This is a genomic window from Streptomyces sp. NPDC001920 (assembly GCF_053594495.1).
This window is the reverse complement of the sequence record NZ_JBSFEP010000009.1, coordinates 24,461-45,595: the sequence shown is the minus strand read 5'-3', so window position 1 is coordinate 45,595 and position 21,135 is coordinate 24,461. Positions and strand designations below refer to the sequence as shown.

At 71.1% G+C, this 21,135-nt stretch carries 24 protein-coding genes and 1 pseudogene; 1 reads left to right on the top strand and 24 read right to left on the bottom strand.

What is annotated here, in order from left to right; genetic code table 11:
* Nucleotides 1-196: 196 nt before the first annotated feature.
* The 17 genes and pseudogenes from ACWCPI_RS16875 to ACWCPI_RS16795 all read right to left on the bottom strand — a co-directional run bounded on the left by ACWCPI_RS16875 (nt 197) and on the right by ACWCPI_RS16795 (nt 15,317).
* On the bottom strand, nt 197-793 hold the full coding sequence (locus ACWCPI_RS16875; RefSeq protein ID WP_451038841.1) for a hypothetical protein: 597 nt from the start codon (nt 791-793) through the stop codon (nt 197-199).
* Nucleotides 794-972: 179 nt separating this feature from the next.
* Nucleotides 973-1,296 (bottom strand): XF1762 family protein, encoded by a 324-nt coding sequence (locus tag ACWCPI_RS16870; protein ID WP_451039053.1) that lies wholly within the window; start codon nt 1,294-1,296, stop codon nt 973-975.
* 130 nt (nt 1,297-1,426) lie between these two features.
* Entirely contained in the window at nt 1,427-3,220 is a 1,794-nt protein-coding gene (locus tag ACWCPI_RS16865; protein WP_451038840.1) for a type IV secretory system conjugative DNA transfer family protein, read from the bottom strand.
* 34 nt (nt 3,221-3,254) lie between these two features.
* Nucleotides 3,255-4,046: a DUF317 domain-containing protein gene (locus ACWCPI_RS16860; RefSeq protein WP_451038839.1), complete on the bottom strand. Its 792-nt coding sequence runs from the start codon at nt 4,044-4,046 to the stop codon at nt 3,255-3,257.
* Between the two features lie 2 nt (nt 4,047-4,048).
* A complete protein-coding gene (locus ACWCPI_RS16855) occupies nt 4,049-4,573 on the bottom strand; it encodes a hypothetical protein (RefSeq protein ID WP_451038838.1) in 525 nt (174 codons plus the stop codon).
* A gap of 74 nt (nt 4,574-4,647) precedes the next feature.
* A complete protein-coding gene (locus tag ACWCPI_RS16850; protein ID WP_451038837.1) occupies nt 4,648-5,469 on the bottom strand; it encodes a DUF317 domain-containing protein in 822 nt (273 codons plus the stop codon).
* Entirely contained in the window at nt 5,460-5,816 is a 357-nt protein-coding gene (locus tag ACWCPI_RS16845) for a hypothetical protein (protein WP_451038836.1), read from the bottom strand. Before ACWCPI_RS16845 ends, ACWCPI_RS16850 begins: the two co-directional genes overlap by 10 nt.
* 29 nt (nt 5,817-5,845) lie before the next feature.
* The gene (locus ACWCPI_RS16840; RefSeq protein WP_451038835.1) at nt 5,846-6,649 is read right to left on the bottom strand and encodes a DUF317 domain-containing protein; all 804 of its coding nucleotides are present in this window, start codon (nt 6,647-6,649) and stop codon (nt 5,846-5,848) included.
* Nucleotides 6,646-7,029 (bottom strand): hypothetical protein, encoded by a 384-nt coding sequence (locus ACWCPI_RS16835; protein WP_451038834.1) that lies wholly within the window; start codon nt 7,027-7,029, stop codon nt 6,646-6,648. The genes ACWCPI_RS16840 and ACWCPI_RS16835 overlap by 4 nt, the downstream gene beginning before the upstream one ends.
* A 397-nt stretch (nt 7,030-7,426) precedes the next feature.
* Nucleotides 7,427-8,185 (bottom strand): hypothetical protein, encoded by a 759-nt coding sequence (locus tag ACWCPI_RS16830; RefSeq protein WP_451038833.1) that lies wholly within the window; start codon nt 8,183-8,185, stop codon nt 7,427-7,429.
* A gap of 25 nt (nt 8,186-8,210) precedes the next feature.
* Entirely contained in the window at nt 8,211-8,891 is a 681-nt protein-coding gene (locus ACWCPI_RS16825; protein WP_451038832.1) for a hypothetical protein, read from the bottom strand.
* Nucleotides 8,892-8,925: 34 nt separating this feature from the next.
* Nucleotides 8,926-9,777 carry a relaxase/mobilization nuclease gene (locus ACWCPI_RS16820; RefSeq protein WP_451038831.1) on the bottom strand — a complete coding sequence of 284 codons (852 nt, stop codon included), beginning with the start codon at nt 9,775-9,777 and terminating at the stop codon, nt 8,926-8,928.
* A 777-nt stretch (nt 9,778-10,554) separates the two neighbouring features.
* Nucleotides 10,555-10,980 (bottom strand): hypothetical protein, encoded by a 426-nt coding sequence (locus tag ACWCPI_RS16815; RefSeq protein WP_055495473.1) that lies wholly within the window; start codon nt 10,978-10,980, stop codon nt 10,555-10,557.
* Between the two features lie 99 nt (nt 10,981-11,079).
* On the bottom strand, nt 11,080-11,577 hold the full coding sequence (locus ACWCPI_RS16810; protein ID WP_451038830.1) for a hypothetical protein: 498 nt from the start codon (nt 11,575-11,577) through the stop codon (nt 11,080-11,082).
* 953 nt (nt 11,578-12,530) lie between these two features.
* A pseudogene (locus ACWCPI_RS16805) lies at nt 12,531-13,720 on the bottom strand (hypothetical protein).
* Nucleotides 13,717-14,175 (bottom strand): hypothetical protein, encoded by a 459-nt coding sequence (locus ACWCPI_RS16800; protein ID WP_451038829.1) that lies wholly within the window; start codon nt 14,173-14,175, stop codon nt 13,717-13,719. Before ACWCPI_RS16800 ends, ACWCPI_RS16805 begins: the two are co-directional and overlap by 4 nt.
* 38 nt (nt 14,176-14,213) lie before the next feature.
* Nucleotides 14,214-15,317 carry a hypothetical protein gene (locus tag ACWCPI_RS16795; protein WP_451038828.1) on the bottom strand — a complete coding sequence of 368 codons (1,104 nt, stop codon included), beginning with the start codon at nt 15,315-15,317 and terminating at the stop codon, nt 14,214-14,216.
* 284 nt (nt 15,318-15,601) lie between these two features.
* Here ACWCPI_RS16795 and ACWCPI_RS16790 point away from each other — a divergent pair, with 284 nt between their 5' ends.
* Nucleotides 15,602-15,961 (top strand): hypothetical protein, encoded by a 360-nt coding sequence (locus tag ACWCPI_RS16790; RefSeq protein ID WP_058082628.1) that lies wholly within the window; start codon nt 15,602-15,604, stop codon nt 15,959-15,961.
* Between the two features lie 52 nt (nt 15,962-16,013).
* Here ACWCPI_RS16790 and ACWCPI_RS16785 read toward each other — a convergent pair whose 3' ends face one another.
* The 7 genes from ACWCPI_RS16785 to ACWCPI_RS16755 all read right to left on the bottom strand — a co-directional run bounded on the left by ACWCPI_RS16785 (nt 16,014) and on the right by ACWCPI_RS16755 (nt 20,881).
* Nucleotides 16,014-16,763, bottom strand: a complete 750-nt coding sequence (locus ACWCPI_RS16785; RefSeq protein WP_451038827.1) for a glycosyltransferase family 2 protein — start codon at nt 16,761-16,763, stop codon at nt 16,014-16,016.
* Nucleotides 16,764-16,810: 47 nt separating this feature from the next.
* Nucleotides 16,811-17,326, bottom strand: a complete 516-nt coding sequence (locus ACWCPI_RS16780) for a hypothetical protein (protein ID WP_451039052.1) — start codon at nt 17,324-17,326, stop codon at nt 16,811-16,813.
* A gap of 139 nt (nt 17,327-17,465) precedes the next feature.
* Complete coding sequence (locus ACWCPI_RS16775) at nt 17,466-18,260, bottom strand: hypothetical protein (protein ID WP_451038826.1); 795 nt, start codon at nt 18,258-18,260, stop codon at nt 17,466-17,468.
* Nucleotides 18,261-18,633: 373 nt separating this feature from the next.
* Nucleotides 18,634-18,771, bottom strand: coding sequence for a hypothetical protein (locus ACWCPI_RS16770; RefSeq protein WP_451038825.1), 138 nt, complete (start codon nt 18,769-18,771; stop codon nt 18,634-18,636).
* Between the two features lie 156 nt (nt 18,772-18,927).
* Nucleotides 18,928-19,320 carry a hypothetical protein gene (locus ACWCPI_RS16765; protein WP_451038824.1) on the bottom strand — a complete coding sequence of 131 codons (393 nt, stop codon included), beginning with the start codon at nt 19,318-19,320 and terminating at the stop codon, nt 18,928-18,930.
* 30 nt (nt 19,321-19,350) lie between these two features.
* Nucleotides 19,351-20,202, bottom strand: a complete 852-nt coding sequence (locus ACWCPI_RS16760; protein ID WP_451038823.1) for a hypothetical protein — start codon at nt 20,200-20,202, stop codon at nt 19,351-19,353.
* Nucleotides 20,203-20,620: 418 nt separating this feature from the next.
* On the bottom strand, nt 20,621-20,881 hold the full coding sequence (locus tag ACWCPI_RS16755) for a hypothetical protein (RefSeq protein WP_079102899.1): 261 nt from the start codon (nt 20,879-20,881) through the stop codon (nt 20,621-20,623).
* Nucleotides 20,882-21,135: the final 254 nt, after the last annotated feature.

Below are 21,135 nucleotides of genomic sequence, written 5' to 3'. Positions count from 1 at the left end.
CACGTCACGGGGAGCAGCGCCGGGGCGGATCTGGTCGGAAAGCGCGCAGGCGAGGTCATGCGCGCTCGGGGTGTCGGATGACGTGGCAAGACTCCAAGAGGGAAAGCGGTCAACGGCTGGAGTGCGAAGGTGTGTACCGTCGCGCGCCCTTGGCCGCGGCTCGACGATCGTTCACACCCCGACCCCCCGCGTGGGGTCAGCGGGTGCGACGGCGGGCCGCAGGCGTGGTCGGTGAGCCGGGGGCGGCAGCTGACGGGCGGCGGGGAGCGGGAGGGATGTCGGACGGCGTGGGGATGCCGAGGTCGACGCGGACACTGAGACCGTGGGTGTAGGCGTGGGTTTCGGCAGCTGTCACAGCGCCGAGCAGGCGGCGCTCGTCTAGTCCGTCCGGCGGCCGATAGGAAGAGCCGTTCGGGGTGAAGCCGTGCCGTTCCAAGAGGGAACGGGCGGCGGCGGTCCTGGCCGTCACCGCCACGGTGCCGTCACAGAAGTGGAAACGAATCTCCGGATCGGCGACGGGACTGCCGGGGCTCCAGCGGGTCGTCCAGCAGAGATTGATCAGGTCGTGGGTGTGGGCCAGGAGCCCGTACATGGCGACCCCGGCGCGATCGTGCGCGTCCTGGGCAGTGCCCGGGGGGAGCAGGTAGAGCGTGCGGCCGAGGTGCTCGCGGGCGAGGAACCCGGCCTCGGTCAGCAGCCGGTCGGCATCGTGGATGCGGCGGTTGATGATGACGAAGGTGTGCCCGTCGTCGGTGGACCCGATGAACACATCGGGGATGTCCAAAAGAGACACGGTGGTCCAGGGGATCGGGGAACGGGATCTGGTGGCTGTTTCAGCGGGCCCGGCGAGCCTGCACGTGGTGGTACCGCGGCTGCCGAGCGGGACGGCCGCGGCCATGACCGCGTCCAGCGCTGCTGACGGACGTCATCGTCGCGTTCGTGGGATGCATAGGTGCCGATGAGCGTGTCTTGTCAGGGCGCTTGCCACAGTGTGCGAGCGATCTGCGAGGTTCCGCGGTCCGTCCGCGGCCGGGACGGCGTGTGCCAGCCCGGCCTTGGAGGACGGTGGGCCAGGACGCGCCACCCCGCGCCGCGCAGCGAGGCTCCGCTCTCCCCTGCCTGCGTATAGGTGATCAGCCGCCGGTATCCGAGCGCTTTGGCCGCTCTCCAAGCAGCTCCGTAGAGCAGGGAGTTGGCGTTGCGTGTGCCGTCACTGGCGGTGCGGGTGACTTCGAGGGTGGTGCCGTCGTCCAAATGGCGGGCGACAGGGCGGCCGACCACGGCCACGGCGCGCAGGATGTTGGGCTCGTCGGCGGCACCGAGGGAGAAGATCTGTCCGGCGGGCGGCGGGTGGTGCGGTGCCAGAGGCGGACGAACTCCTTGGCGTCCCGAGAGCGGACGGGCACCAGGTGCAGGCGCGATTCGCTCACGCGGCGGGCCCGAAGTCGGACTGGACCGGTGCGTGCTTGGCGATGGCCCGGGCGGTGATCGCCTTGGATGCGCGGTCGGACGCCGCGGACAGCTCTGCCGCGCCGGGCTCTTGGTACCACGGGCGCAGGTCGAGCATGGCGGCGCGCAGACCGGTGGCGAAGCAGAGGGCCGTGCCCTTGGGCAGGGCGCGGATCTCGTCGGCGGGAAGGATCCGCTGCTGTCGCATCGACACCGAGGTCGACTTGCCGGACTCGGAGTGCGAGGTCGAGGTGGTCTCGACGTCGTGGTCGCCGATCAGGCGGGACAGCTTGTCCGCGAAGTCGGGGTCGTCGATACCGGAGCCGATGACCTTGACGGTAGAGGCGGACCACATGGCGTCCATGCCGGCGTCCCCCCAGACCTTCTGGCCCTGGCGGTAGGACTGCAGGATCGTGATCGGGATGATGCCGCGCGACCCGAGGTGCGAATAGAGATCCGGAAGATCGGAGATCTTGCACACGTTGGCGGCCTCGTCGAGGATCGCGAGCATGGGCGGGTCGAGGCGTCCGCCGGCGCGTTCGGCCTGGGCGGTCGCGGCCCGCATCACCGAGTCGGCGCACGCCGCGATCAGCGCCGAGGCTCCGCCTCCGCCGTCCTTGCTGAGCAGGAAGAGGGTGTCGGTGGAGGTGATGAACTCGGACGGCCTGAACTCAGGGACGTTCTTCTGCGGGGTGACCCAGGCGGCGATCTCGCTGTTGAGCAGCGCGGCGGCGTACTGGCGGGCGGTCTCGTAGATGCCGTCCCGGGTTTCCGGCGGTCCTTCCACGGTGCCCTTGAGCTGGGCGGCGACGGCGGTGAATCCGTGGTCGCGGAGGATGTCGAGCGGGGTACGGTCGGCGGGGAAGGCCAGCCACTGCATGACGTCAGTGATCGGCCGCTCGTCCAGGGCCGCGGCGAGGAACAACTGGGCGAGGATGTTGGATCCGGCCTTGGACCAGAAGTCGCCCTGCTGGCTGGCGTCCACGGAGGCGGCGAGAAAGTGGCCGGCCAACCGCCCGGCGCCGTCGAGGGTTTTGGCGCCAGCCAAGGGGTTCCACCACATCTCGCGTGCGGCGTGCGCGATCTGCTGCGGGTCCATCGCCCACACCCGTCCCACCGCGGCGCGGGCGTCGTAGGTGGCGGTGAACGCATCGCCGGCGGCCTTGTTCGAGGTCAGCAGGACCGGGCCGGGCGCGGCGAGGATGGAGGGGATCGCGAGCGAGGTGGTCTTGCCCGAGCGGGGCGCCATGATGGCGACGGCCACGTCCTCGTAGCCCATGCGGACCTCGTGCTTGGTGCCCTGCAGGTTGCCGAGGAGGATGCCGGTGTCCCGGGCCTCGATGTGCTTGGCGTCCTTCAGGCTCGGGCGCAGGGAGCGGGCCTTGTCGGTGATCGCCTTGGCCATCAGCGGTTCGATGTCCCGGGCCTTGGCCATGCCGGTGATCTTCTTCTTCCGGCCGCCGCTGCGGTTCTTGTGCCGCGCCCACAAAACACCCGCCGCTGCCCCGAGGGCCAGGAGCAGGAGAACGGGCACGACGCGTGCCCCGATCAGCAGGGACGTCTCTCCCATGTAGGGCCAGAGACGCTCGGGGTGGAGCAGGGCGGTGGTCGGCTGGTACGGCGCCCAGCCGCCACCGGTGAGGTAGGCGGTGATGTTGCCGGACAGCCAGGCGAGGTGGGACAGGGGGACGACGACGGCTGCGACGCCGATCAGGAGGCGCAGGATGAGGTCGTACCCGTCGGTGGAACTGTTGGAGGAGGTGGGGGGCAAAGAGTTACCTGCCTTCCGGGCGGGGGCGGGGCATTCAGCGGCTGCGGCTGTTCCTGGCCGGCGGCCGGCGCGGCGGGGCTGGAGTCGCTGGCGGGACGGTGCGGCGGGCCGCGAGGGCGTGGACGCGTTCTTCCAGGGCGGCGGCGACGTGCACGGCGAGGACGCCCGTCGTGTGGCGGGTGACGACGTCCGGGTCGCGGGTCGGAAGACTGCGCAAGCTGCCGGTACGCGCAACGGGGTGGGGATCGGTGAGCGCGGTGGTGAACGCGGCGACCAGTCGTGCAGGGGTGTGTTCGGCGAAGCGCGCCTGCCATACCGGCTTTCGCTCCGGGCCGAGGGTGGCGGTGACGAACCAGGCTCCCGGCTCCTGTGTGGTTCCCAGGCGCTGCACGTAGGCCGTTTTGTCGGGCGACACGAGGCCGTCAGCCCCGATGGCGGGGGGCTGCCACGCGCTCTGCCGGAGCGGTTCGTACGGATCCGAGGGTGTGCTCGCGGCGGGGGCGGGGGCGGAGTCGGTGAGGGCGTCGGTGAAGGCGGCGATGAGTTCGACCGGGGTGCGGGCGCCGAAACTCGCGTACCAGGCGGGCCGGTCCGCCTCCGCCGCATGGTTGAGGGTCCACCACTGTCCGTCGGGGTCGGATTCCAGGCGCAGGAGGGCCTTCTGGCCGGGGCTGGAGAGCAGGACGCGGGGCATCAGGGGGTCGTTGCCGTGGCTCCAGCCACAGGCACGGTGCAGGGGGACGGTGATCCAGGCGGGGTCACCGCCGCCGGCCAGGTGGCGCGGCGTGATGAAGTCGACCTCGACGGTCTCGGGAGTCGGGGGCATGGTCACTTCCGTGCGGCGGCTCGCCGGTCGGGCGCGGTGGCCGGGGCCGGTGTCGGTGTGGGAGCCAGGGATGAAGGGGCTGCGCGGGCGGCCGTGTTGATCTGGCGGAGCGCCTTGCCGTGGGTGGCCCAGTCGTCGAGGTAGCTCCACGATTCGGCGTGATGTTCTGCGAGTGCGTCGTCGAAGTCCGGGGTGCCGGGCTTGGCGGTGGCGGGGAGGGCGTCGCGGGTGACCAGCCATTGCTCGTGCAGTTCGTCGAGTCGGTCGAGGGCGTCGCGCAGGACGCCCAGCTGGTAGACCCAGCGGCTCTGCACGTAGGTCTCCGGCAGCTGGGCCAGTTGCGTTTCGGCCGTGGCCAGCAGGTGACGGGCGCCGTAGCGGAGCGGCTCGAATGCCTCGGCGGTGTCGGCGTCGCGCTGGCTCGCGCGCCTTCCGTAGGCGTGGTCGTCGTAGGGCCAGCCGTCGAGGTCGGTGTGCTCGTCGGAGTAGGCGTCCCAGGCGTCGAGGATCTTCTTGCTGTCGCTCACGTAATGGTCGAGGTGGCGGAGGAGGTCGCGGTGTGTGCGGTGATCGGCGGAAATGGGAAAGGGGTCCTGTCGGTTCAGCGGCGAGGAGCCGGCTGGGCGGTGTGGGCCTTGGCCGGGGTCGGTGCGGGTTTCGTCTGCTGCCTGCGGGCGGAGCGTGCCTGGGCGCGGAGCGACTCGATACGGGCGGTGTGGGCGTCGACCACCTGCTGCGGGCGCAGCGGGCTGGGTGCCTGCACGGCGCTGTAGTGGCCGGTGCGGTCGTACATGCCGCGCTGGAGCGGGCTGCGGTCGGCCAGCGCGGTGAGGAACGATCCGACGAGGTGGGCGGGGACGTCCTCGTCGAAGTAGGCGTGCCAGATGCGCGGGCCGGAAAACTGCCCGTCGCCGGGCTCGCAGGTCTCAACGTGCCAGGACGACCGGCCACTGAATTCGCTCAACGGGCGCAGTTCGATGTGGCACATGGAGTCAGGCGAGCGCGCTGTACCGTCCGAGTCGCGGTGCCAGTTAGCCGAGGTCACCGGCTGCCACGGGTCTGGTTGTTGTGGCGGCGGGGCGATGAGGGCGTCGGTGAAGCCGGCGAGGACCTCGGCGGGCACGAGTTCACCGAACTCGGCGTACCAGCCGGGCTCGGTGCCGGTGGGCTCGGCCCGCAGCCGCCACCACGCGGAGGTGGCGGACTGCGGGTCGAACTGGAGGCTGTGGCGAAGGTCGGGACTGCGCAGGACGATCTCGGCACTCAAAGGGTCGGAGACGGCGCTCCATCCGGCGGCGGCCAGGCCGTGGGTGACGTGGCGGGCATCCCCGGGGCCGGCGAGGTGGCGGGGGCTGGTGTCGAAGGGGATCCGCCAGGCGTGCTTGTCGGCGAACGCGGCGAGCTGCCGTTCGCTCAGCGGCACCGGCCGCACCCCGGCTCGCTCGAGGCGGCGCTGACGATCTGCTTGCGCAGCTCGTCCAGGACGTAGTGGAGCATGTACTGGTCGGTCTGCACCCACGCTGCGGCACGCAGCTCGGTGACCAGATCGCTGATCTTCTCGCTGCGCGGTGTGTTCGGGTGGCTCTGTACGGCGCGGGCGAGGGCGCGCAGGGTGTCGCCGAGCTGGATGGGCAGGCCGGTGTATTCGTCGAGGAGGGGTTCGACGAGAGCGAGCGCCTCCTTGGGGTCGGGGTTCTCGCGCAGGTATTCGGTGAGGCGGCACAGGGTGTCGGTCGCGGCGCGGATGGTGTCCGGGGTGAGTGCGGGCATCGGGCTCCTCGGGGTGGTGGGTGTCGTGGTCAGCGGCGGGTTCGTGCGCCGCCGGCGGCGGCGTGGGGGCGGGCGGTGGTGCGCGGTCTGGTGCTTCGGGCGCTGTTGCGGGCCCAGGTGGCGGCCCGGGCGGCCGTGATGCGGGCCTGCTGCCAGGCGCTGAGCTGGGAGGGCTTGACGGATACCGACCAGGTGCGGATCTGCGCGCTGTGCGGGACGCGTCCGCGCGGGCGCATCACGGGGTCGGGGCTGGCGAGTTCGGTGGAGAAGGCTTGCACGAGGTGCATCGGGGTGTTCGGCGTGAAGTGGGCCGTCCAGCCGTTGCCCTGCTTGTCCTGCGCTCCGCTCCACCACATCGCCGCCCCGTCGGGGTTCTGGCGGTACTGCATCCATGCGGCGCCATCGGGGCCGGTCGCCACGTAGTGTTCGCCCTCGAAACGCGTGTGCCAGTTCTGCTCCTGCAGCGGAGCCCAGACGTTGGGAGCGTGGGCGGAACGGGGACGGGTGAGGGCGTCGGTCAGACCGGCGACGATCTCCACCGGGGCCTGACGGCCCAAGTGCGCCGACCACTCGCCGCTGGCACCGTCTGCCCGGCCGTGGATGGTCCAGCCGCCGGGAAGGACGTAAGGGTCGTAGGCGACGCGGACGGTCCGGTCCGGGCTCTCCATGAACAAAGGGCCGCCAGTCTTGGACTTGTCCCGCCAGCCCGAGGCACGCAGGAACTCCGAGACGTGCCGGACGTCGCCGCCGCCCGCCAGGGCACGGGGCTGGACGAGGTAGTGCTGCTCGGCCTGCTCGCCGGGCCCCCAGCCCTGCCACTGCTTCTTCTTCACCGGCGCCGCCGGACCACGAGCGGTGCGGGCACTGGGCGCTTCGCCGCGGTGGTGGTGGGCTGGGTGCTGACGTGCTGCAGGGCGTCCTTGTGTTCGTCCAGGTCGAGGGTGATGTCGTGCAGTTCGTTCGAGGCACGGCCCAGAGCGAGCCACACCTCCGCGGGCAGCGCGCCGCGCTCTGCCTGGTCCTTGGCGAACACGCTTCCGGTGGCGACGAGGTGAGTGACGCCGCCGAGGACTCCGACGTCCGGGTCGAGAACGCGGGCGATGACCTGCGCGGCCTGGGGCGGGGGAAGCTGCGAGAGGTGGTCGGCGAGCTGGCCGAGCTGGCGGGTGATCTCGTCGGCCAGTCTCACCGGATACGGGGCGGGGTGGGACATGCTCCTCCGGGTCGGTGGACGGTCAGTGGTGGTGGCGCTGCCCGACGCGCTGTGCCTCGGCGAGGACGGCCTCCGGGCGGGCGCCGGCCAGCGGGGTGGCGTGGTCGGGGCCGGTCGGAATACAGGCGCGCAGATAGCGGCGGAACAGGGCGGTCGCGAGTCGGGGCTTGAGCCGGTTGCTGATCGGTGGGGGTGTGCGGGGTGCTACGGATTTCTCCCGGAGTCGGGCGGTGTGCTGGGCGGCCCTGGCGGGGTGCCGGGGCCGCCCGGGCGTTTTACGAGGTACGGCGGACCGGTATCGGTTGCTGCGGGGAGGGACGGGCCGCTCGGGTGCGGAGGCCGTGCACGGCCCGCCGATAGGTGCAGGGCGGGATACCGAGGGCGGCCTCCGTCAGGTTCATCGGGTTCTGGCGGTTGGCGTACGGGTGCCGGCCGGGGCCGGCGGCATGGATGCCGGGGCGGAGGTGGGCGCGGTCCGTCCGGCGGTGTGCTGGAGGGCGGTACCGATGCCGAGCGCGTTGAGGCGCGGGCCGATCTCGCGCAGGGCGCGGGCCTGGACCTGGGTGTCATCACCACCCAGGCGGTAGATGCCGCTCTGCGGGTCCTGGATAAAGCCGTGGGCGACGAGGATCGTGCCGGCCCGGTCGTCGGCGGGGGCGGTGGCGACGCTGCCGTCCGGCTGCCAGGTCAGGACGATCCGGTCCGGCTGGGAGGGCTGGATGCCACCCAGGGCGTTGTGCCGGACCTGTGCGAGCGCACGGTCGTAGCGGGCGAGCAGATCGCCAGCGACCTGCTCGGCACTCAGGAACGGGTCGTCTGCCAGGGCGACGCCGTTCGGCTCAGGGACAGCCCGGTACGCCTCGTCGGGCAGGGCGCGAGGGGCGACGGCGGCGAGAAGGAAGCCGTCGCGTCCGTCGTGCCGGTCCAGGAGGACGAGCTGGGCGCCGTCGGGGCGGCTGAGGACGGCTGCCTGCGTCAGCGGGTGCTCGGCGAGGGAGGCGGCGACCAGGTCCAGGTCCCAGATCCGGTCGGCGAGTTCGGCGAGGTCGTCTTTGGCGTCGGCTGTCAGGTGCGTGCTGGTCCAGGTATCGGGGAGTTCACCGGCGAGGACGTCGGCGTACGAGGCGAGGTGCTCGGAGGTGTCGTGGTCGTGCATGGTGTCCTTGGGCAGTTGCAGGGGCTCAGCGGCGCAGGCGGGTGGCACCGACGGGCGGCGGTGCCGGGGCCGGCAGTGCACGCGGCGGGGGTGGGCAGGCGCACACGGCGGAGCGTTCGGGCTCGTGGTCGGGCACCTGCTCGGCGCAGGGGCGGCGGCCGGGGTGAGGGGCGTGCCGGTCGGCCAGCCGTTCGCGGGTGTACGCGAGGTCGGAGTGGATGACGCGGACGTATTCGTCGGCGAGGTAGCGCAGGCGCCGGGCGGTGTGCGGATCGGTCGCGTTGCCGAGTCCGTCGAAGAACTCCGCCAGAGCGCCGAGGGTTTCCTCCAACCCGGCGAGGATGCCGTCGTGGGGTGCGGTGAGTTCGGTGAGGATGTCGGCTGCCTCGGCGGTGTCGGTGGCTTCGCGCAGGCGTTCGGCGAGGTGGGAGACCGAGGTACCGAGCGTGGGATAGCGCGCGGGGCGGGCGTCGGTGTCGAAAGGTTCGTAGCAGTCGACGTGGTACCCGGCAGCCTGCAGGCGCGCTACGGCATCGGTGGCGAGACGGGACTCGTCGTCCTCGGTGAGGCCGGCGGGGGCGCGGTGGTAGGTCTCGTGGAGGCGGACGACCGCGATGAATCCCGCGCGCTGGAGAATGCTGTGGGCCTCCAAGTCGCCGCCGCGCGCGAGGAGTTCGCTGGAGCTCGAGTCGCGGCGGATGTCCATGAAGCGGCCGGTATGGGGCAAGAAGGCGTTACTCCTACGGAGATCTGTGGGCGGTGTGCCGGGCTACGGGCGGTGCGGCGGCGATCCGGGACCGGCGGACCAGGTGGGCCGCGGTGGTGTCCAGGTCCTGCTGGATCGCGTGGAGCCGGCGGGCCATCAGCTCCAGACCGTGTGCTGCTTCGGTGCTGGCGGCTCCGGGCTGGCGGGCGATGCGGTGAGCGGTGTGCTCGATCAGTCCGCGGACCGTGGCCAGCGGGCCGGCCTGCTCGTCGGCGAGCTGCGTAAGGACGCTCGCGAACTGCGCGGATGCGGTGGGCGCCGTACGGACAGCGGGGCGTGTCGCGGGTCCGGTGCGGGCGGGGATCAAGTTGAGGTCCTGTTCGATGCGGCGTGCCTCGTCCGCAAGGCGCCGCAGTATGTCTGAGGGCGGGGTGCGCCAGGTGCCGTCGAGGTGGATCAGGTTGGCGATCAGGTCCAGGCGCCCGGGCTGTGCCTGGACGGCGATCCACCGCCAGCCGTGCTCCGCGGCGCCGGGTATCTCGATACTGGCGGCTCGCGCGAACCGGTGAGCGGTTTCGGCCCACTCCGGACCGGTCAGCTCCCGGTCGTCCGGGTGGAGGCGGATGTCGAGATGGAGGATCGCCCGTCGGTCGTCGTCCGCACTGGCAGTGAACGGATGCTCCAGGTAGGGATCTTCGAGGTGCTCGGCCCACTGAGCGGATGTCCAGGTTCTCTGCTCGTCGTTGGGGGTGTAGTAGTCCAGGTCCGGCCAGTGGGCGACGATGGTGTACTTCGTCGGACCCTCGTTCGGGGAAAGGGGCCGCCCGAGTGCCTCGGCGAGCGGGTCGCGCGGCGAGTGGGTCCGCGCGTGCAGGCGGGGGATCATGACGGCACCCCGCTCGACGTGCGGGCGGCCGGTGCTGATGAAGGTCGCGGGCTGTGCAGAGCAGGGAGCGCTCGCGGACCAGGTCGGCGTTCACCGAGGTGTCCCCCGGAGGGAGACAGTCGATCGCCCTGTCGATGGCGCCCAGCCCATCGTCGTACCGGCCCAGCCGGCGCAGGGCACCCGCCACGCGGAAGAGGACGATCGGGTCGCTGCCGGTGGCGAGGGCCGGTCGGGAGCTGAGGGCCAGGAGACGCTCCGCGCCCTGGTCCAGGTCCTGGCCGAGCCACAGCCCGTGCAGCAGGACGTGCAGGGTCTTGGTGTGCTGCCCGGCCTCCGCGAGGACCTCGTCCATGACCGCCAGGCCCTCCGGGCGGGACTGGCCCAGCAGCGCGAAGGCGTACAAGGCCCGGGTGTAGCAGTCCAGCGGCTGACGCGCGGTTTCCGCGAGTTGTTCGACGATGCGTTGGCGGGTGGGGCAGCGGAAGTCGAACCGCAGGGCGCTCAGGTACAGATGAGCCAAGGTGCGGGCGGTGATCGGGTCAAGGCCCATTGCGGTGACGTCCTGCGGGGACAGCAGGGCCAGGACGCTGTGGCCGGCCGACCGTGCCGCCCAGGCAGCATCCGCGCACACCTCGGCCGAAGTTCTCCAGTCGGCCTCGATGTCGCGGAGGTCTTCGGCCAGGTGAAGCGGCCAGGAAGAATCGACCGGAGATGCGGTGGCTCGGGCCCTGGCTCTGTCGAGCGCGGCGGAACGGCCGGGACGGTGCGTGGGGGAAGTCATCGGCCACTCCGGATGTCCGCGATGTGCACGAGCTGGCCCAGGGCGGTGGTGGTGTACCAGCCGCAGTCGATCAGCTCGTCGCGGTCGGCGAACCGTGTAAAGAGGGCATCCTCCATGGCGCGCAGGTAGATCAGGCAGTCCGGGCAGCGGCGCGAGAGGTGCACGAGGTAGCGGGGGTGGGCGGTGACGTAGGACTGGGCGCCGCCGGTCGCATCACGCAGCCGCCAGCCGTCCTCGTCGGTCGGGGTGTGCCAGGACGGGGCCACGACGCGCATCGCATCGCCCCACAGTTCTCCGCCGGCCATCCCCTTCAGGACGACGACAGTGTCACCGGCCTGGAAGTGGGCGTGGGTGATGTCTCGATCGGGGGTGAGCGGGTCGGGCGTCGGTGCGAACGCCGAGGTGGGCGGAAGCTGGGACATGAGTTCCTTCCACGCAGATGCTGGCGGGGTGGGAGCATCAATAGTCCGGAGGAACGCCGGTTTGGCTAACCGGCGTTATCCGGCTATGTTGCCCAGCCGTCAGTGGAACGGGTTCTCCGTCCCGCGGTCCGCCACACTGGCTGCGTCGAGGAGTTCGAGCAGGTCAGTGCCTTCGGCGTCGCGCTGGTCGATCCACCATCCGGCACGGGTGATGGCGCGGGCCTTCTCCTCCAGCTCCGCCCAGTCCGCCTCGTCCCATGTGCCCTCGATGACGAGCGCGGTGTGCGCGGATGTCATCAGCTGGTGGCGGGAGCGTTCGCCCCAGTCCAGGGCCTTGGCCGGGCCCTCCAACTGCGGCATGTCGAACTGCTTCGCCCACGCGAGGGCTGCCTCCTGCTCCTCGGCCCGCTTGGCCGCGAGCCACTCCTCCTTGGACCCGGTGTCGGCGTCGCGCGCCGCCTTCCAGCAGTCGGTGCAGTCCTTCGACGCGAGCCAGCGGGCGAAGCCTGCCCGCTTGTCGGCAGGGCGATTGGACAGGTCGTGATCCACGCGGTGGGAGCAGGCGTGCTCCACGGTCCAGTGCGTACGAACAGCCATAATTCGATCTCCTCAAAGGGGTTGCAAGGTGGGGGTTGCGCCCTGATCAGGGCGTCTTATGCCGGCCACGGAGCAGGCACCGGCGCCAGCCGCACCGCGACTGCCCGCGGGGCCCAGACGTCGGCGCGCGGCGAGAAGGACGGTGAGAGCGAAGGCCGCGCCGGTGCCAGGGAGCGCCGGGTCGGCAAGCGGCTGCTTGGCGAGGTGTCCGGCGAGGGCGGTGCGGCGGGCGGGACGCTTGGCCAGGAGCACGGCCACCAGTGCCTGCAACGAGGCTTCGCGCGTGAAGACCAGGTAAGTGGGAGTCGCTGCAGATCGGCGCTTGGGCTCCCCCGAAGCGGTCACCAACTTGTCTGTGTGTCAGTGGGGTTGGCTACTATGGACGTGGTCGACGAGATCCTTGAAAGGCATGGTGCATCGGTGATGATGGCCAACCGCTACGGCGCTCCATCCGAGGAGCGATAGGCGCGCCTGGCCGGCGCTTCCCTATCGCGACGCCCGCTGGGCGGCGACGCTGTGACGTGAATCCAGCGCAGGATGCACCCTGCCCTGATTCAGGTGACGGCGCTCCCACGGAGTATGGGAGGGCCCTACTTGCCTGCCACCACTTCTACCTGTGACCACCGCGTGTATCACGTTGTCGTCGTTGCGCTGGTATCCGTCATCGCTGGGCTGGTTGCGGGGATCGGCTCCGCTGTTCTGGGGCAGCCTGCCCTCACCGCCGTCGCTTCTGGCGGGGCCGTCCTTGCCTTCACCTACGGCGCCGGCATGACCGCCGTGTCACACGTGAGTAAGCGTCAGCAGTAGCCGCTGCTCCGGGGCGGCTGGCAAGGCCGCCCCTAGGCCGTGGGCGCTCAAGACAGCTCACAATCGTGCTCGTATTTTGCGAAGGCAAGGTTGATCGCGTACTGCTCCATGGGCTCATGTTCGTCAAGACCAGGTGGGACATGGGCTTAGCGGTGTCGGGCGGTGGTGCTGGCGCGGGGTGGCGGCGTGGGCGGTGTGGTGTCCACGGCGGGGCGCGGACGGGTGCGCAGCACGGGGGTGCGGTGCGGGGGCAGGACGGCGACGGTCGCGCCGAGGTCCTCGGCCGCTTCTTCGACTTCGCGGGTGAGGAACTCGATCTGCCGGCTCAGCGCTGCCAGACGGGCGGCGATCTGGCGGCCCTGCACGGTCTCCAGGGCGCTGGCGAACTAGCCGCTGATCTCCAGGAGTTCCTGCAGGCGGACCATCGGTCCGGCGTCATAGCCGCGCTGGACAGCGCTGAGAAGCGCATTGGAGGCGTCACCGGCACTGTGGCCTTCGACGACATCGCGGATGAGGTCCTGCAGGGACACCTCCGGGACCGGTGCCGGGCGGTTGAACCGGGAGACGTCCGCGCGCAGCACGCCGGGCGGAACCGGAGCGGGCAGCACCTGCCCGCCTCGTACTCGTGGGCGTAGTGCCCGACAACCTGCCAGCCCGGTGCGTCCGGGTCGCCGCGCAGCGCGACCACCGTCGAGTCGTCATCCTCGACCAAATAGGCGAGGGTGATCGGCTGCCCGTCGGCGGCGTACCACGACTCGGTCAGCTCCAGCTCGCCGCGTCTTTGCGCGGCCTGGGCCTTCTTGGTCCACATTTGCTGTTCCTCGTCGGTCAGCGGAGCCTTGTGGTGCTGGCCGCCCTGCTGGTCGGCGAGGTTGCTGGCGATGGAGCCGTGGTTCGCCCAGGCGGCCAGGTGCGGCCACAGGGCCGCGTGCTGAGCGCGCGCGGCCGGGGAACCGGGGGAGGCTGGCCGGTCGAGCGCCCGGCGGATCTCGGCGGCCGAAACGGCCAGGCCGTCCAGGACGGCCCGCCACCCGGCCAGGTGCCGAGCGGGTGGCAGCTCATCGAGCACCAGGCGGGCGGCATCGAGGAGAGCCTCGGCGTGCGGGGCTAGGCGGGCGGCGTACGCCTCCACCGCGGCCTTGTCGCGGTGGGCTCGTGCGGCAGCCGCGGCGCCCGCGTTAACGGTACGACCGTAGCGGTCGCGTGTCCTATCGAGCGCGGCCTCGGTCTCGCGGTCGATGACCGCCAGCCGCAAACAGAAGTCGCGTGCCGCGTTGGCCAGTTCGGGAGCGGTCGGTAAGGGGCCGTCGGGGGCCGGACGGCTCGCGGGAGTCATCGGGACCGCCCGCCGGTCGCGGCCGTCAGGTGGACGGTCGGAGCGTAGGTGGGCTTCCGCGGGATCGGCCGGGCCGCCGGCGGGGAGGTGGTGGGCGGTGTAGAGCGCTGCGTCGTCCGGCCGGCGGCGGCCCGGGCGAGACGGCTGCGGCGCTCCTCGAGTCTGTGGGGCCGGGCGGGGTGTACCGGTCCGGCCGAGAGGGACGGGTCAAGCCGGATGTCGGCCTGCACGGTGTAGCCCTGGCGGCGCAGGTCGTGGACGGCTTGGCGGGTGCGGCGGACTCCGTCGCGCTCGGGCTCGCTGAGCCGGTACAGGCCGGGTTCTCCGGGAACGGGCTCGAACTGCTCGCGCTCCAGGTACCAGTGGGCGAGGTGCGCGGGCATAGACGCGGTGAAGGAGGCGACGAAGCCGTGTTCCTCGTGGTCGCCGAAGGCGAAGTGGGTGCCGGGGTGCAAGGGGGCAGTGTTCTCCTCGGGGCGTGGGGCGGAAGGGGTCAGGGGCCGCGGTGCGCGGGCCGGGCCGTGGTGAAGGGGCGGGCTGGCGCGGCGACGGGCAGGGCGGGGCGGCGGTGGGGTACGCTGATGCGGGCCTGCCGCAAGAACGTTTCGCCGTCAGTGAGCCAGTTCTCGATGGCCGGCCACGCGCGTGCTCGGCGCTCCTGCTCCGGCACGAAACCGCCGTGGACGATCTCGTCGACCAGGGTCTCGGCATCGATCACGGCGTCGGCCAGACGGGAGAGGGCCGCGGCGTCGTCGGGCCACGAGCTGCTCGCGGGTCGGCACCGGTCGAGCAGCGCCGGGGCGTGGTCGACGATGGTCAGGAAACGGCGCCAGGCGTGGTCGAGGAACAACTCCGTCGCGGCGCCGAGAGCGGCGGCGCTCAGCGGGGTGGCGTCGCTGTAGCGGCCGGAGGCGTTCATGGCCTGCCAGGTGTCGTGCTCGCAGCGGATGTCCCCGAGCACGGCGGCGATGGCCGCCGTCTGGCGGGCGTGGACGGCCTGCTCGTAGGCGGGGTGGTACCGGCCGGTGAGGGCCTGGGCAGCCCGCCCGGCAACCGGCGGCAGGACGATGCTGCGCGGGGCGTGGGGATCGCCGTAGCCCCCTTCCAGGCCCTCGGGCGAGAAGGCTCCGACCAGGTAGTCGAGTTGACGGCCGGGACGTTCGATGAACAGCAGCGCGGTGCGCTGCACCGCGTCGGTGAGGAGCGCGGCGTAGGGGATTCGCTCGGTCTGGACGGCGCGGCCGAGTTCGCCGCTGTCCCAGATCCAGGGGACGAGGTCTTCCTGCCAGGCGGGGTGCGAGTAGATCTCGACCGAGGCGTGCCACTGGCCGGGCAGGAGGCGCGCGAGGTCGCGGGCGGCGTCGCCGATGAACCGGCGGCTGCTCGTGTGCACGCTGGTGCGGTGCCGCTTCGCGCACCTGATCAGGTCGACCACGGTGGTCTTGGTGCCGTCCGCGGGCAGGTGCCAGACGTCGTCGTCCCGCTGGAAGCCGTTCTCCGCGAGGGCGGTGTGCGCCCAGGGGTACTGCTCGCCCGAGGCGATGGCGACGATCCCGGACTCCCGGCTGTGCGTCAGGATGATCTGCGCCTCAGCCATGGACCAGGTCTGTAGGGGTAGGGAGCGCGACTTCGTGAGCACGGGCTCCCGCGGAAACATCGAAATCCGCACGCAGTGAGCAGTGGCGCTGTAGGTGGAGATTGAGCAATCGGTGGTTCTCCTAGCTCGGATAGGTAACGGCGAGTGAGGTACTAATGGCCGCGGTGAACGTTGGTTCCGTTAACCAGGGTCGGCCTTGACGCTGGTGGACCAGGTCGCTCTCGGCCCAGCAGGTCGGCGCGGCGGCTAGAGTCCAAACTCCCTTGCGAGGCAGGAGATTGGCTATGAGCGACCTGGCGATGGTGGCCGTCGTTAGCGCGTACAACCTGCGCTTCATCCGGTACTGGGACGCCGAGAGCCGGATTGTCGGGGATGCGGGGCCGAAGGTGACTCGACCCCTGCCCGGTGTTCCCGGCCTGCACATGTTCTATGACCAGTCGGACGTGGATGCTCCACACCAAGATCTCAATGAGGTGGGTCGTCGGGTCGTCGAAGCTTTCGGTCATCCGCGCCAGGACGAGATGCGTGGGCAACTCTGCATCTATCTCGCTGACGCAGAGGGTGCCCCGGTGGACATGCCGCCCTGGTTGCGCGACCGCATCCAGGAGGAGGTCGGCCGCGCCCGCGCTGACACCCGGGCTTGAGGAAAGTGACAACTACTGAACGTTGCCAATGCTCATGATCACGCGGAAATGCTCACGAATTCGCGGATCCTAGAAGGTCCTCGCCGTGCAGGACGGAGCGCAGGCTGCGGCCGTATGCCCAGGCGTGCTCGCGGGCCGCCGCCTCCAGCTGGTCGTATCCGACCTGGGCTGTCATCTGCCCGTTCCACTTGCGGTACCGGTACACGGGGACCGGCAGCAGGATCCCGGGCGCGAGAGCGGTCACGCCGAGGGCCGCGCAGTAGTCCTCGCCCTGGACGAGGCCGCCCATCGGCGCGGCGCGCACGAGGTCGGTGCGGGCGAGGATCGTGGTCGGTCCGATGGGGATGGTGTCCGCCGGCGACTTCCAGTACGTCCACACGTCGCCGGCCTCGTGCCGGCCAGGCGGCGTGGGGCAGCGCCACAGGGTGGTCGAGCCGTCGGGGTACTTGTCCTCGCTCCAGCCCGCACACCAGCCGACCCCGGTGGACTCCAAGGTGTTCAACCGTACGGCCATCGCATCGTCGGTGAACTCGTCATCATCGTCAGCCCAGTTGGTGTACGGGGTGCGTACGTGGCCGAGGGCCAGGTTGCGGGCGCAGGCGGCGCCGACCGGCCGGGGCAGCGTCAGCGTGCGAACGCGGGCATCTTGTGCGAGCGGGGCCGGCAGGCGGTCGGGCGAGGCACCATCGAGTGCGATCACGGCCTCCCACGGCACCGTCTGCCGGGTGAGGCTGGCGTGCATGGCGGTCAGGTAGTCGAGCCGGTCTTCGCGCAGGCGGCTGGCGATGACGACGGTGATCAAGGGCGTGGTGTGCGGGGGCAGAGAAGGCTCCGGAAGACGAGGGGAAACTAGCGGCGGGCGGAGGGGCGAGAGGGGCCGGCCTTCGCAGGGGCTGCGGCAGGAGTGCTCTGAGGCCGCCTGCCCCGCGATGCCCGGAGAGCGGGCGGGGAGTCGAGGGAGGACCAAGCCGCCGGGTGGTCGTTGAAGGCGGTGCGCGGGTCGATGGCCCAGCTCACGATGGGGCCGATGTCCTCGTGCAGGAGACTGATCACCTCGACGCCCTCCTTGTGCAGGACGTACCCCCACTGCATGTCCTGCTCGTCGGCGGTCGCGTCGGTGACCGACATGCGTACCGGCGGCGAGCCGTCCGGGGTGACCAGGTGGTCGAGGGTTCGGCTGGGCCAGTGCTCGCCGCCGGTCAGCGCGGCCACGAGTGCGAGCGGGGCATCGTCGAGGAGATCGGTGCCGAGTTCGTCCCAGCCGACGGCGACGTCGTCGATGAGGTGCCGGCACATGGCCTCGATGTCGCGTCCGAACTTGTACTGGTAGGCGGCCAGGAGCAGGGGGAGGTGGTGGCTGGGCACGCCGTCGAGCTGGACGTGGATGCCGGTGTAGCCCGTGCTGGCGGTGGGACGGGCGATGAAGGAGCGAGTGGACAGGGGAGTTCTCCGCAGCAAGCAGGGGCGAGACATGTCGGCGCCATCAGGTGGCGCGCGGGTGCGCCTACGCGCGCTGCGACCAGGACGGGACCGGCGGGCCGGAGGCGTCGGTGCGGGCGCAGGTGTAGCCGAACAGGCGGGACGGGGCGGCCTTCGCGGGGACAGCGGCGGCGTCGTTGCACACGAACGTGTACGTGATGGAGGTGCGGGGCACATCGTGGAGCCAGGCCCGGTCCTCCTTGCCGGGGTTGATCTGCAGGCCGGAGTGCGCGACGGCGTCGGTCTGTGTGTGCATGTGGGAGAAGAGGATCAGCGCGCCGCCGTCCACGGTTTTGAGGGCGTAGGCGTCCTTGTAGCGGTTGGCGGTGCCGGCGAAGACGGTGGTGCCTTGGTCCCCGTAGCGGGTGCCGGTCTTGTCGTGGACCTCGATCTGCCGCTTGCTCGCCGTGGTCGGCGTGAAGACCTTCGTCCCGGTGTGCGTGCCGCCGGTGGCGAAGTTGTCGAGCACTGCGGTGCGCAGCAGGTTCGCGTCGGCGGCAAGGTGCTTGTTGCCGTCGGCGGCAACGGCCGTCGCGTACCCGTCGCGGTCGAGGGCGATGTCCGGCAGTTTCGGGTTGTCGAGGTCGACGACGGAGACCATCTCCCAGCGCTTGTGCTGGGGTCGTTCGGCGAACACCGCCAGCCGCGAGGGGGTCTTGCCCTTGTCGTCCGAGAGCGCGGCGGCGAACCAGCGATCCTGTCCGGCGGCCAGGCGCGGGATGTACAGCTTGGCGCTGGCGGTGTCGTAGGACCAGGGCTTGTAGGGCGTGCGGTCGGCCGCGGGAAGTCCCTCGGTCTCGATGTAGTCCGAGACGGACATGGCGTACAGCGGGCCGTCCTCGATGGTGTCGAGCAGGGCGCGGTTGCGGTCGGCGTTGGCCTCGTTGTTGATCTGCGAGTAGTGGGTGATGACGGCGCGGACCTGGGCGGCGCTGAGGGCAGGTGCCGGCTTCGGCGCGCTGCTGGCGTTGGGCGGCTGCTTGGCGGCAGCGGTGCCGTCGTCGGCACAGCCGGTGAGGGCCAGGGCGAGGCAGGCGGCGCCGGCGAGCAGCGGCAGGGTGCGGCGGGTGATGCGGATGGAGACTCCAAGGATCTGAGGGGGGCGGATCAGCGCGTACGGCGGATCGGGGGAGCGGCCTTCGCTGAGGCCGACGGAAGGGCGGCGCTGGTGGTGGGTGCCGAGTGGCGCAGGTTCACGCCGATGCCCTGGCCGTGAGCTGCTGGACCACGCCGTGGACGCGAAGGGCGCGACCGGTGTCCCCGTAGGTGGCGGGCAGGAGGAACGCTGCTTGGTGTGGGTGGTACTGGAAGCCGTGGGCGTACAGGGTCATGCGGGCATCCACTGGCACGCTCGCGTACGGCGCGCCGAGGGCTCCGTCGCTGTACAGGGTCAGGGTGAGGATCTGGTCGACCTGCGGTGGGGCGGGCCGGTGCGGAGGCTGGGGCTGGTGCTCCGCGTTGTTGAGGACCGCGTGCAGGGCCTGTTCTTAGCGGGGCAGCAGTCGCCGGGCGACTCGTTCCGCCGCCCGCGCGGGCTCGTTGGGAACGGCGATGCCGTTGGGTTCTTCGACTCCGGCGAAGTGGTGGGGCTTGATGTGCGTGCCGTCGGGGGTGAGCGGGGCGACGACGAACTGGTGCGGGTAGCGGGGGCGGTCGGCCACGTACAACTGCTGGTTGGCCGACCCGTGGAGCACGGCGTCGTGGGTGAGGACGTACTGGCTGACGACGTAGTCGACGTGGCCGGTGTCCCAGAGCTGCTCGGTGCGGGGGAACTGGTGGGCGTACTGCGAGTGGCGCTGGTACTCGCTGGTCCAGGTGCCGGGCAGGCGCGCGGCAAGGCCGGCGGCGAAGGCGGCCAGGTCGGTGCGGGGTGAGGTCATGTGTTCTTGGAGGGAGGCGATGGTCCGGGGTCAGCGCGTGTGCCGCGGCTGTGCCGGCGGGAGCACACGCGGGGGAAGGGACGGTGCACGGGCCGGGCTGGAGGGCAGTTGCGGTGCCGACGCGAGCGGAGTGAGGGCCCGCATCCTGTCCTCGACCACGTGCAGGACCTCTGCGAGGTTGCGGATCTCGGCGGCGGCGTGGGCGAGGTCGTACGACAGGTCGAACCCGTCGTCCTCCTCCGCTTCCTTGGCCTTCTCCCCGGCTGCTTCGAAAAACTCGCCGAGCTGCGCCAGCAGGCCGTCGGCGGGCTCCAGGATCTGGTGCAGCAGGGCAGCGGCATCCGCATGTGACTCGGCTCCATTGAGCCGGTCGGTCAGAGCGCGCAGCGCGTCGCCATAGACGTAGACGGGAGCACGGTCCGGTGTGCCGGGGACGCCCTGGGCCTGGGGCGCGGGCGTCGGCCGGGCTGAGTGCACGCGTGGGCTTTCGCCGGGCAAGACAGGGTGCGGCAGCAGCCCGAGTTGGGCCAGGCGCTGGTCGATCGCCCCGATCAGGGGCTGGGCGCTGCCGCCGTGGAGGGCTTCGGGCCGCTGCGGAGCACCGGGGTCGTCGGAGGGGGCCGAGTCGTAGAGGACCTCGAACAGCGACGGGTCGTCGGGGTGCTCGCGCGTCGCGATCCAGCCCTCCGGGTTTCCCGGCGGGCGCTCGGAGGACCGCTCCTGCGGCGGACCGATGATCAGGAAGCTGTCGTCGGGGAGCGAGACGCGCACAATGTAGGCGCTGAGGCCGAACTCGATGTCGCACTGCAGGCCGCGCGCTCGCAGCGGCGTGGTGATGTGCGCGTGGCGACGCCACAGCTCCTGCCACCACGGGGTCTCCACGTTGCGATGGTCGGGAAGCGGTGCGAGCGAAGCCGCGCGGCGGGCGTCTGGAGTGCTCGCTTCGTCAACGGCCACGGCACCTCCCGCGGGAGAAGGCGGGCGATCGGTGCGGTGAAGGCGTCCGTCCAGCGGGGGTGACGCCCGGCTGAGACTCCTGACTGAAGCCGAGTTCGTACTCATCGTGGGTGGCGATCAGGTCGTGTTCCATCTGGGCTTCCTGGTCGGCGACCTGTGCCATGAGGTCGTCGAGTTCGGCTCGGCGTTGTTGGTATTCGGCCCATTCGGTGGCGTTCAGGTGAGGGGGACGTTTCAAGAGGACTCCGTGTGCAGGCGGTGCGGTGCCGTGTCGATCAACAGTGGTGGTCCCTCGGGATCGCGTTTGCGAGAATTGGGCGGGACTTGAATCGCAGAAAGAGAGCTATCGGCGGGGTGCGGTGCCGGGGGACGGAGGAGCGGGTGGGACACCTGCGCTAGCCCCAGGCTGGCCGCCGGTCGGTGTCGCGGGGGTGAGGGCCGGGTCGTAGGCGGCGCGCAGCCTGCTCAGGCCGGCCTCGTCGGCGAGGGCCAGGACCGACAGCGCCCGGCTGGCCGCCGTCATCAGCAGGTTTGAAGGAGATCCCTTGGCCGCACCGCGGTTCTCCCGCCGCCACCGGGCGGCGGCGACGAGGTAGTCGCTCACGGCGCGCAATGCAGGTTCTGCGGCGTCCAGGAAGTGGTCGGTGACTGCTTCGATCTCTGCCGGAGTCTGAGCCGCGGCGAGGGCGTCCAGGTAGGGGGTGAGGTCGGGTGCGGGCCAGGGTTGGTCCGGCAGCGGATGCGCGTTGCGGAAGGGCTACGCGTCGCGTGGCGCCCACCGCTTCAGGTCGCCGCGGGTGGCGAGGTTGTACCGGGCGGCGTGGATCTGGTCGGCGTCGCGGCCGACGTTGTCGTACA

Coding starts and splice junctions, on each gene's coding strand:
- ACWCPI_RS16860 (WP_451038839.1), bottom strand. CDS start 4,046: ATGCCCCCGACTCCCGAGACCGTCGAGGTCGACTTCATCACGCCGCGC.
- ACWCPI_RS16845 (WP_451038836.1), bottom strand. CDS start 5,816: ATGCCCGCACTCACCCCGGACACCATCCGCGCCGCGACCGACACCCTG.
- ACWCPI_RS16835 (WP_451038834.1), bottom strand. CDS start 7,029: ATGTCCCACCCCGCCCCGTATCCGGTGAGACTGGCCGACGAGATCACC.
- ACWCPI_RS16830 (WP_451038833.1), bottom strand. CDS start 8,185: ATGCACGACCACGACACCTCCGAGCACCTCGCCTCGTACGCCGACGTC.
- ACWCPI_RS16825 (WP_451038832.1), bottom strand. CDS start 8,891: ATGGACATCCGCCGCGACTCGAGCTCCAGCGAACTCCTCGCGCGCGGC.
- ACWCPI_RS16820 (WP_451038831.1), bottom strand. CDS start 9,777: ATGATCCCCCGCCTGCACGCGCGGACCCACTCGCCGCGCGACCCGCTC.
- ACWCPI_RS16815 (WP_055495473.1), bottom strand. CDS start 10,980: ATGTCCCAGCTTCCGCCCACCTCGGCGTTCGCACCGACGCCCGACCCG.
- ACWCPI_RS16810 (WP_451038830.1), bottom strand. CDS start 11,577: ATGGCTGTTCGTACGCACTGGACCGTGGAGCACGCCTGCTCCCACCGC.
- ACWCPI_RS16795 (WP_451038828.1), bottom strand. CDS start 15,317: ATGGCTGAGGCGCAGATCATCCTGACGCACAGCCGGGAGTCCGGGATC.
- ACWCPI_RS16790 (WP_058082628.1), top strand. CDS start 15,602: ATGAGCGACCTGGCGATGGTGGCCGTCGTTAGCGCGTACAACCTGCGC.
- ACWCPI_RS16775 (WP_451038826.1), bottom strand. CDS start 18,260: ATGTCCGTCTCGGACTACATCGAGACCGAGGGACTTCCCGCGGCCGAC.
- ACWCPI_RS16770 (WP_451038825.1), bottom strand. CDS start 18,771: ATGACCCTGTACGCCCACGGCTTCCAGTACCACCCACACCAAGCAGCG.
- ACWCPI_RS16765 (WP_451038824.1), bottom strand. CDS start 19,320: ATGACCTCACCCCGCACCGACCTGGCCGCCTTCGCCGCCGGCCTTGCC.